The following is a 9,168-nucleotide window of genomic DNA, read 5'->3' as shown; positions in this document are numbered from 1 at the left end:
GTCTACGAGTTCGGTAGCGGCAACGTGAAACCATTCGTTGAGGCAGGTATTGGGGTAGCGGTGTTCTCCGGAACCTCCGCAGGTGACCAAGAGTTCGGTTCGGCGTTTAACTTCGAAGACCGCTTCGGTGCTGGCCTGAAGATCGGCGAGACTCAGAAGGTCGGCATTCGTGCCATTCACTACTCCAACGCTGGTATCAAGCAGCCCAACGACGGCATCGAGTCGTACTCACTGTTCTACAGCCATCAGATCTGAAACAGCAATTTCCCGAAATGCCCGCCTTGTGCGGGTATTTTGTTTCCGGGCCCTGGCATCCGCTGGGGCTTTTTCGTTTCTGGAGAACCAAAGTGAGCGATCAAGCTAAGCATGACAAGCAGGCGGTAATCGATGCTGTGGTGGGTGGCGATATATCCCGTCTGGCCTCGGCATTAAAGCGAGTGTCTCGCAGTAGCCCGTCAGGGTTCCTTGGCGTTTGTCGTGATCTTCTCGAAACCGAACAGCGCGAGCAGTTCTTCATAGTTGACACCTGCTCCCTGCCTTATACCTACCATGCTGACGGCATGGTGTTTGGGGCAACTTACACCAATGGAGATGTCTTCTTTAGGCGCGCCCATCCATCTGGCACCGGCCTGGCTCTGGTGGACGTACAGCGCACTGTTGCCGAAGTCCGTAGCGAGTACGAGGCTGACGTGATGAAGAAGGTTGGGGAGCTGAAAGAGCGGCTGATCGAGCTCGATCTCTTGCTTGATGGGCATTCTGCCGTCGATCACTCCATCTCCGGCCTGGCTCGCGCTGACCTGACCAAGGGCCAGGCCCTGCTGCTCGCTGCGATCACCCCCAACAAGTAACCCTGCTCCCGCCCTGGGAGGAATCGAGTATGTCCAACATGCCAGACAAACCAGACACCTGGGCGATTGCTCTTGCGTGGTTGAGCCAGCATTCGCCCCTCCTGTACGCGGCTGGCCTTTCCTGTGCGATGGCAGTCCTCCGGATTACCTACGGCGGTGGTACCCGTCGCCAGATGCTTGTCGAGGGCGCCATCTGCGGTGGCCTGACCCTGACCATGATCAGCGGCTTCGAATTCTTCGGCCTGCCGCAAAGCATGGCCGCGTTCGTCGGTGGGTGGGTTGGCCTGCTTGGCGTGGATAAGGTGCGCGCCATTGCGGACCGCGTCACTGACTTCAAGTTGCCGCGGCGTTCTGAGGGCCAGTAGGGCGCGCCACGAAATCATAGTGCGCCGTTCCGTGGCGCGAACATCTGAGGATCACCAATGGACAACCAGCACAAGAAGATCACCGGCTACCGCGACCTTACCCAGAGCGAGATCGACGGCATGAACTCGATCAAGGCCCTGGAGGCCGAAGCCGGCGAACTGTTCAAGCAGATCGGCCAGATCGAAGGCGTAGATCCACGACTCCTGGCTCTGGCCAAGACCAACCTGCAGCAAGGCTTCATGTGGTTTGTGCGCTCCATCGCCAAGCCTGCTGATCCATTCAGCTGATGGGCAACGTCACGCGCCTTCATCACGCGCTGCCGCTGAGCCAAGACATCATCGAGGCACTGACCGAACTGGACAGCTCGATCGCCAAGGCAATCGACGCAGCCAAGGCTGCCGGCCTGCCGCAGGGCCTGATCGTCGCAGAGCTGCACGGGCATGCCCACGCACAAACCCACAACATGGTGAAGGCATGACCGCAGATATTCACGATATCGCAGGGATCGGCCGCACTTGACGGTTACGGCTGATGATGGTGTGCACGTACTACCCTGCGACTTGGTGCGCTCGGTGAACTCCGGCGGCAAGCTGCCCACAACCCTGACCGAGCTAGAACTGCGTCGAAACGTTGAAGAGTGGTTCGAGCGGATCAGCTCTTCGCGTTATAGCAAGCTCTAAGAGACTCCTGATACTCACCTCCTAAGTCCCTAAGTACGTTGAGACGTGCAGTCGAAGCGTTCAACTCCGCTGCGATATCAAGCGAGGTGCTGAGACTGTCAACCTTGAGTCTAAGCGGTTCACACCTGTCATGCTCTAAGGTTTGAACTCGCAGTTGGGTCGCATTGAGTTGTGATCGGAGAGTGTTGTTTTCCGCTCTCCAGTCGTTGATGTAACCAGTTAACTGTTCGTTAGTTTTCTTCAGCTCTCCGTTTTTCTCTGACGCTGTCGAAAGATCGCTTTTCAGCTGGCCATAAATTGCGCCTGCTGTGACTGCCGAAGATAGAGCCGATAGCAAAAGTGAAATAGAGCCTGTAGTAAGCCAGCTGGGACGATTACTTCCTTGTTGCGACATAGATGCTTCTCTGGAGTAAGGAGCAAAGAGTTTATATCAGCTATGTAAAAGTATTCAGAAGGAGGAGCACGCGCAATGGATCGGCCAATGCCTCCGGCATCGCTGCTTGAGCTCAGCGACTTTTCTGGCTTCGGTATTCGCCTGGCTCCTGCCTCAGATGTATGGGAATGGCTCCGGGCCGAGATCCTCGCCGACACCGGCAGCATCCATAACCCCGAGCACGCACACCTGATTGACGCCAACATCGGCGTGCTGTGGGCGTCGAGCGGATTCGCCAAGCAGGGGCGGGTTGTACTTGGCCAGGCCGAGCAACTGATGTTCCGCGCTGGCGGATGGCAGAAGGCCCGGATGGAGCAACAGATGCGTGATTGGTTCGGTGATGTGCCGGCCTTCATCATCACTCTGGCTGCTGACTACTGCGCCCAATGCTCTGACGCTGAGTTCTGCGCTCTCGTTGAGCATGAGATGTTCCACATCGCACACAAGCTCGACAAGTACGGTGCGCCGGCCTTCACCCAGGACGGCATGCCCAAGCTTGAGATGCGCTCACACGACGTCGAAGAATTCGTCGGAGTGGTGAGGCGCTACGGTGCAAGCAACGACGTACAGCAGCTGATCGACGCTGCAAGTCGGCCGCCTGAGGTGGCCAAGATCAACATTTCGAGGGCCTGCGGAACCTGTCTGCTCAAGTCGGCGTGATTCTGGACAGGCTCTGGACGGATGAAAGCCTATGGCAGCCCTCAGTAGTGACGTGAAGGCCTTTATCGTTCAGGCCTTGGCGTGCTTCGACACGCCTTCACAGGTGGTAGAGGCCGTCCAGAAAGAATTCAGCATCACCGTGACCCGCCAGCAGGTGGAGACGCACGACCCCAGCAAGTACTCCGGCAAAGGCCTGGCGAAGCGTTGGGTGACTCTATTCGAGGACACCCGCAAGCGATTCCGCGAGGAGACGGCGGACATTCCAATCGCCAACCGGGCGTTTCGCCTCCGCGGCCTGGCCAGGATGGCAGAGAAGGCCGAGAGCATGCGCAACCTGGCGCTGACGGCCCAGCTTTACGAGCAGGCCGCCAAGGAGTGCGGCGATATGTACGTCAACCGCAAGATCGAACCCGATAAGCCCCTGGGCTCCCAGGCGGACCAACAGTACGCCGTTGCTGAGTACAAGCTGGAGCCAGACGAGAATGTCCCCGCTACCCCGCACCTATGAAGCGCCGGTAAGGCTGACGCCAAAACAGGCGAACATTTACGTGTGGGGCTTCCAGCGTAATGCGCGGTTCCGCGATGCCGTGTGTGGTCGCCGATTTGGTAAGACCTTCCTCGGCAAGGCTGAGATGCGTCGCGCGGCCCGCCTGGCTGCGGAGTGGGGCGTAAGCGTCGAGGATGAAATCTGGTACGCCGCCCCGACACAGAAACAGGCCCGTCGGGTCTTCTGGCGTCGGCTCAAGCAGGCTATCCCTCGGGAGTGGCGGGAGTGCAAGCCGAACGAGTCGGACATGCTGATCACGCTGAAGAGTGGGCACCTGATTCGCTGTGTTGGCTTGGAGAACTACGACGATCTGCGCGGTTCTGGTTTGTTCTTCGTCCTGGTGGACGAATGGGCGGACTGCAAATGGGCAGCGTGGGAGGAAGTCCTACGGCCGATGCTGTCGACCTGCGAGTACGTAATCCCTGATGTCGGCAAGTGCAAGGGTGGCCACGCGCTACGCATTGGCACTCCGAAGGGATTCAACCACTGCTACGACACTTACCGCGATGGCCAGCAGGACGGCGAACCAGACCACAAAAGCTGGCTCTACACCTCGCTCCAGGGCGGCAACGTTCCGGCCGAGGAGTTGGATGCAGCGCGCCGCAAGATGGACCCTCGTACGTTCCGCCAGGAGTACGAAGCCAGCTTCGAGAACTATGCCGGGGTCGTGTACTACACGTTCAGCCGCAGCGAATGCCGCACCAGTGAGCGAATCAAGCCGGGCGAAGCCCTGCACATCGGTATGGACTTCAACGTCATGAAGATGGCTGCGGTTGTGTACGTGGTGCGCGATGACCTACCGCTGGCCCTGGATGAGTTCCACTCGGTTAGGGATACGCCCGAGATGATCGAGAAGATCAAGTCGCGCTTTCCCGGCCACGGAATTGCGGTATATCCCGACGCCAGCGGCCAGAACACCAGCAGCAAAAATGCCAGCGAGTCGGATCTGTCCCTTCTGCGAAAGGCTGGATTTACGGTCGTTGTGGACAGTCAGAACCCAAGCGTCAAAGACCGGGTGAACTCGGTCAATGCGATGTTTATGAACACGTACGGTGAGCGCCGCCTGAAGGTCAACATCGATCAGTGCCCCCAGCTCACCTTATGCCTGGAACGCCAGACCTACACAGACAAGGGCGAGCCTGACAAAGATCCGAAGAAGGGGCACGACCACATGAACGATGCTGCTGGCTACTTCATTGCCAAGCGTTATCCGATCAAAGCGATCGTCACCTCTATCAAAATGGGATACGCCCGATGAGCAACGACGTCTCCTTCAAGCGGGCGGACTACATCGAGGCCCTGGGCCGATGGGCAACAGTGCGCGATGTGTGTGCCGGCCAGCACAGGGTTGTCGATCGGCTGCCGTACATCAACGCACACGACAAGTCTCCAGAGAACCAAGACCGAAACCGAGCGTACCGCGAGCGCGCAGTCTTCAAGAACGCCACTGGGCACACTCGAAACGGGTTGCTGGGCTTGGCGTTCCATAAAGACCCGACACTGGTGGTGTCGAAGAAGCTGGAGTACTTGCAGGACAACGCCAACGGCTCCGGCGTGAGCATCTACCAGCACTCCCAGGGCACGCTTGAGAAGGTGCTTGAGGCTGGTCGGCATGGCCTCTATGTCGACTACCACCAGGACGATGGCATCGGTGGCCACTCGGTGATCCTGTCCTACTGCGCTGAGGACATCATCAACTGGCGTACCGGGATGGTGAATGGTCACAGTGTGCTGACCCTGGTGGTGCTGCGAGAGGCGCCGGAGGAGGAAGACGGCTTCGGCTTCAAGGTGATTGAGCAGTATCGAGAGCTGGCATTGGAGCCCGATGGCTTCGTCTGTCGGGTCTGGCGGCGATCTGGACCGAAAGGCGGCGGCCCGCTGGCCATTGTTGAGGAGTTCAGGCCTGAAGGCGGCTCCGGGCGCCTCAAAGAGATCCCGTTCACCTTCGTCGGCGCGCAGAACAACGACCCGAGCATTGATGAATCGCCCCTCTACGACATCGCCATGATCAACCTGGGCCACTACCGGAACAGCGCCGACTATGAAGACAGCGTCTTCTGGTGCGGCCAGGCCCAGCCGTGGATCTCCGGCTTGGATGAGCAGTGGCGCGACTGGATGGAGAAGAACGGCGTCTATGTGGGCTCCAGGGCGCCGATGATGCTGCCTGCTGGCGGTTCCTTCGGGTACGCACAGCCCCAGCCCAACACGTTGGTCAAGGAGGCCATGGCCGACAAGAACCAGATGATGATCGAGCTGGGCGCTCGCATGGTCGTAGCGTCTCTGTCGTCAAAGACGGCAACCGAGGCCCGCGGTGATCAGTCTGCATCGACTTCTGTCCTTGCCGGCTGCGTTGCCAACGTCAGTGAGGCCTACACCAGGGCGCTCATGTGGTGCTGCTCCTACATGGGCATCACTGACAAGAAGGTCGCTTACCAGGTCAACCAGGAGTTCGTGGAGCTGACAGCGGATCCGCAGATGATCACCGCTCTCGTCGGGCTCTGGCAGAACGGCGGGTTTGCGAAGGCTGACCTGCGGGCCTACTTGCGCAAGCTGGGGCTGATCGCTCCTGAACGCACGGACCAGCAGATCGATGGCGAGCTGCAGGAGCAGGGCGATGGCCTGGGCCTGGACGACGAGGACAACCAAAATGGCGGCAAATCAAGCAATCCTTGACGCAACGATCCGGCACGCGGTCTTTCTCGAGAAGCTGAAGGCGGGGGAGGTGGACAAGTTCGCTCCCTTCCTCAAGGAGATTGATCGTTCGATTCGGGACCGGCTCACCCGGTCGGATCTGACCGAGTACAACGTCAAGCGCCTGGAGGCGCTGCTGAAGGAGGTCGATAGCCTCCTGCTGGGCATCTTCGACCGCTATAGCACGCAACTGAATCTCGACCTGGTGGACATTGCGAACTACGAGGCTGAGTTCGAAGCCACCAGCCTTGCCCGGTCGGCGCCGGTTGGCGTCTCGCTGGATGTGGCGGCTCCGACTGTTGCTGCTGTTCGCACGGCAGTCCTGACAAACCCGCTCAGTGTGCGCGGCACCGGTGGCGGGAAGCTGCTGAAAGCCTTCATCAAGGGCTGTACCACTGCCGAGCGCGAGCGCGTCACAGGCACGATCCGGCAGGGCTTCTTCGAAGGGCAGACGAACTTCCAGATCATTCGCAACATCCGCGGCACCAAGGCGGCCGGCTACAAGGACGGCATTCTGGCCACAACTAGCCGCAACGCCACCACTGTCGTTCACACAGCAATTCAGCATGTTTCGTCCCAGGCGCGCATGGAGGTGGCCAAGGCCAACACGGACATAGTGTCCGAAGTCGAGATGGTCGCCACGCTGGACAGTAAGACCAGCCAGACCTGCCGATCGATGGATAAGCGACGGTTTCCGGTCGACTCAGGGCCCCGGCCGCCGTTTCACCCGAACTGCCGGACAACCTTCGTCCTCATCACCAAGCTCAGTGCGGTGTTCGCCAAGGGGGCTACCCGGGCCTCTGTCGGTGATGGCGGCCCCCAGCAGGTCAGCGCGAGCCTGGACTACTACCGGTGGCTTCAGCAGCAGCCAGCAGCGTTTCAGGACGTAGCAATCGGTCCTGTTCGGGGCAAGCTGTTCCGGGAGGGTGGATTGACCGTGGAGCGGTTCGCAGAGCTGCAGCTTGATCGCAACTTTGCGCCGTTGACCCTGGCGCAGATGAAGAGCCTGGAGCCGCTGGCGTTTGAGCGTGCCGGTATCAATAGATAAATCCGCGCCACAAAAAAGCGAAACGTGAAAACGTGGCGCGCAAATCTGGAGCCTCGGCAAAGCCGGGGCTTTTTTATGTCCGCCAGGCGGGCCAATCAATCCCCAGGGGATAGCACCATGCCTTTTGATTTCGATCCGGCCGCCCACGGCCTAAACCTCGATGAAACACAGGTTGCCGCACTGAAAACCGCTCTCGGCGGTGAGGTGCAGAAGTACCTGGATGGCGAGGTGACCGGCCTCAAGTCCAAGAATCAGGAGCTTATCGGCTCCAACAAGACCATCAAGACCGAACTGGACAAGCTGAAAGGCCAGTTCGATGGCCTGGATATCGACGCAGTGAGGGGGCTGCTTACCAAGGCGGGCCAGGATGAAGAAACCAAGTTGCTCACTGAAGGTAAAGTAGACGAAGTCTTCAATCGCCGTACCGAGCGCCTGCGTGGCGACTACGACAAGCAACTGAAGACGGTCACCGCGCGGGCCGAGAAGGCCGAGGCCTTCGCTGCCAAATTCCAGGGCAAGGTCCTGGGCGATTCGGTACGCGGCGCAGCGCTGAAGGCCGGCGCCCTCCCTGAAGCAACCGACGACATCATCCTGCGCGCCAAAGGCGTGTTCACCCTGAACGAAGAGGGCGAAGCCGTTGCCGTTGATGAATCTGGCGAGATCGTTCTCGGCAAAGACGGCAAGACCCCTCTGACACCGCTCGAATGGGCGGAGTCTCTGCGCGAAAGTGCACCTCACCTGTGGCCAAGGGCCTCAGGCACTCAAGCCCCGGGCGGGGGTAGCGGCCAGGCTGCATTCAAGCGCTCCGAAATGACTGCCGAGCAGAAGCGCGACTACCAGCGCAAGCACGGCCAAACCGCGTACCTCGCATTGCCCAAGTAAGGGGATTCATCCATGCCAACAACCGTTAACAGCGACCTGATCATCTACAACGATGAGGCGCAGACCGCATACCTGGAACGTGTCCAGGACAACCTGGACGTGTTCAACGCATCCTCCAATGGTGCGATCGTCCTCGACAACGAGCTGATCGAGGGCGACTTCCGCAAGCGCGCTTTCTACAAGATCGGCGGCTCGCTGGAACACCGCGACGTCAACTCCACCGGCAAGGTGACCGCCAAGAAGATCGGGGCCGGCGAGGCTGTGGGCGTCAAGGCCCCATGGAAGTACGGCCCGTACCAGACCACCGAAGAGGCGTTCAAGCGTCGTGGTCGTCCGGTTGATGAGTTCTCTCAGATCATTGGCGCCGACGTGGCTGACGCGACCCTGGAAGGTTTCATCCAGTACGCCACTGCTGCGCTTCGGGCTTCGATTGGCTCCAACGCCGGCATGGTGGTCACCGCCAACATCGAAACCGATGGCAAAAAGACTCTGACCCGTGGCATGCGCAAGTTCGGCGACAAGTTCGGCCGCATTGCCTTGTGGGTCATGCACTCCAGCGCCTACTTCGACATCGTCGATGAGGCCATCACCAACAAGATCTACGAAGAAGCCGGCGTTGTTATCTACGGCGGCCTGCCGGGCACTCTCGGCAAGCCGGTACTGGTAACCGATACCGCACCTGCGGACGTGATCTTCGGCCTGCTGCCGAATGCGGTGGTCATCACCGAGTCCCAGGCCCCGGGCTTCCGCTCGTACCCTGTGAACGATGAAGAGAACCTGGGCATCGGCTACCGGGCCGAGGGCACCGTGAACATCGATGTTCTGGGCTACAGCTGGAAGGAGTCTGCTGGTGGTGCCAACCCAACCCTGGCCGCCGTAGGCTCGGCAGCCAACTGGGCCAAGCACGCGGACAGCAACAAGGTCACCGCCGGCGTGATGATCACGCTGACCCCTACGCCACCGGCCGGTGGTTGATACCTGCCCTGGAAGCGGTCAGCAATGGCTGCTGCGGA

General features: G+C 59.7%; 13 protein-coding genes. 12 read left to right on the top strand and 1 reads right to left on the bottom strand.

The window, feature by feature from the left end:
* The 5 genes from H7A76_RS31445 to H7A76_RS31425 form a co-directional block, all read left to right on the top strand.
* Nucleotides 1–255 (top strand): acyloxyacyl hydrolase (locus H7A76_RS31445; protein WP_185702129.1); only part of this gene is annotated, 255 nt, incomplete at its 5' end.
* 92 nt (nucleotides 256–347) lie between these two features.
* Nucleotides 348–848, top strand: coding sequence for a hypothetical protein (locus tag H7A76_RS31440; protein WP_185702128.1), 501 nt, complete (start codon nucleotides 348–350; stop codon nucleotides 846–848).
* 29 nt (nucleotides 849–877) lie between these two features.
* On the top strand, nucleotides 878–1,213 hold the full coding sequence (locus H7A76_RS31435; protein ID WP_185702127.1) for a phage holin, lambda family: 336 nt from the start codon (nucleotides 878–880) through the stop codon (nucleotides 1,211–1,213).
* Between the two features lie 57 nt (nucleotides 1,214–1,270).
* Complete coding sequence (locus H7A76_RS31430; RefSeq protein ID WP_185702126.1) at nucleotides 1,271–1,501, top strand: hypothetical protein; 231 nt, start codon at nucleotides 1,271–1,273, stop codon at nucleotides 1,499–1,501.
* Nucleotides 1,501–1,692, top strand: a complete 192-nt coding sequence (locus tag H7A76_RS31425) for a hypothetical protein (protein WP_185702125.1) — start codon at nucleotides 1,501–1,503, stop codon at nucleotides 1,690–1,692. Before H7A76_RS31430 ends, H7A76_RS31425 begins: the two co-directional genes overlap by 1 nt.
* A gap of 173 nt (nucleotides 1,693–1,865) precedes the next feature.
* Here H7A76_RS31425 and H7A76_RS32240 read toward each other — a convergent pair whose 3' ends face one another.
* Nucleotides 1,866–2,288, bottom strand: a complete 423-nt coding sequence (locus H7A76_RS32240) for a hypothetical protein (protein ID WP_221775441.1) — start codon at nucleotides 2,286–2,288, stop codon at nucleotides 1,866–1,868.
* A gap of 75 nt (nucleotides 2,289–2,363) precedes the next feature.
* Here H7A76_RS32240 and H7A76_RS31420 point away from each other — a divergent pair, with 75 nt between their 5' ends.
* The 7 genes from H7A76_RS31420 (at nucleotide 2,364) to H7A76_RS31390 (ending at nucleotide 9,130) form a co-directional block, all read left to right on the top strand.
* On the top strand, nucleotides 2,364–2,987 hold the full coding sequence (locus tag H7A76_RS31420; protein WP_185702124.1) for a putative metallopeptidase: 624 nt from the start codon (nucleotides 2,364–2,366) through the stop codon (nucleotides 2,985–2,987).
* Between the two features lie 31 nt (nucleotides 2,988–3,018).
* Entirely contained in the window at nucleotides 3,019–3,495 is a 477-nt protein-coding gene (locus tag H7A76_RS31415) for a DUF2280 domain-containing protein (RefSeq protein WP_185702123.1), read from the top strand.
* Nucleotides 3,470–4,792, top strand: a complete 1,323-nt coding sequence (locus H7A76_RS31410; RefSeq protein WP_185702122.1) for a terminase — start codon at nucleotides 3,470–3,472, stop codon at nucleotides 4,790–4,792. Before H7A76_RS31415 ends, H7A76_RS31410 begins: the two co-directional genes overlap by 26 nt.
* On the top strand, nucleotides 4,789–6,207 hold the full coding sequence (locus H7A76_RS31405) for a DUF4055 domain-containing protein (RefSeq protein ID WP_185702121.1): 1,419 nt from the start codon (nucleotides 4,789–4,791) through the stop codon (nucleotides 6,205–6,207). Before H7A76_RS31410 ends, H7A76_RS31405 begins: the two co-directional genes overlap by 4 nt.
* Nucleotides 6,182–7,273, top strand: coding sequence for a minor capsid protein (locus H7A76_RS31400; RefSeq protein ID WP_185702120.1), 1,092 nt, complete (start codon nucleotides 6,182–6,184; stop codon nucleotides 7,271–7,273). Before H7A76_RS31405 ends, H7A76_RS31400 begins: the two co-directional genes overlap by 26 nt.
* Before the next feature lie 117 nt (nucleotides 7,274–7,390).
* Nucleotides 7,391–8,155 (top strand): hypothetical protein, encoded by a 765-nt coding sequence (locus tag H7A76_RS31395; protein ID WP_185702119.1) that lies wholly within the window; start codon nucleotides 7,391–7,393, stop codon nucleotides 8,153–8,155.
* A gap of 12 nt (nucleotides 8,156–8,167) precedes the next feature.
* Nucleotides 8,168–9,130, top strand: coding sequence for a major capsid protein (locus tag H7A76_RS31390; RefSeq protein WP_053152060.1), 963 nt, complete (start codon nucleotides 8,168–8,170; stop codon nucleotides 9,128–9,130).
* Nucleotides 9,131–9,168 lie beyond the last annotated feature (38 nt).

The organism is Pseudomonas sp. MSSRFD41, assembly GCF_014230245.1.
Taxonomy (GTDB): domain Bacteria; phylum Pseudomonadota; class Gammaproteobacteria; order Pseudomonadales; family Pseudomonadaceae; genus Aquipseudomonas; species Aquipseudomonas piscis.
The sequence above is the reverse complement of the archived record's forward strand: the minus strand, read 5'-3'. Positions and strand labels throughout refer to the sequence as shown.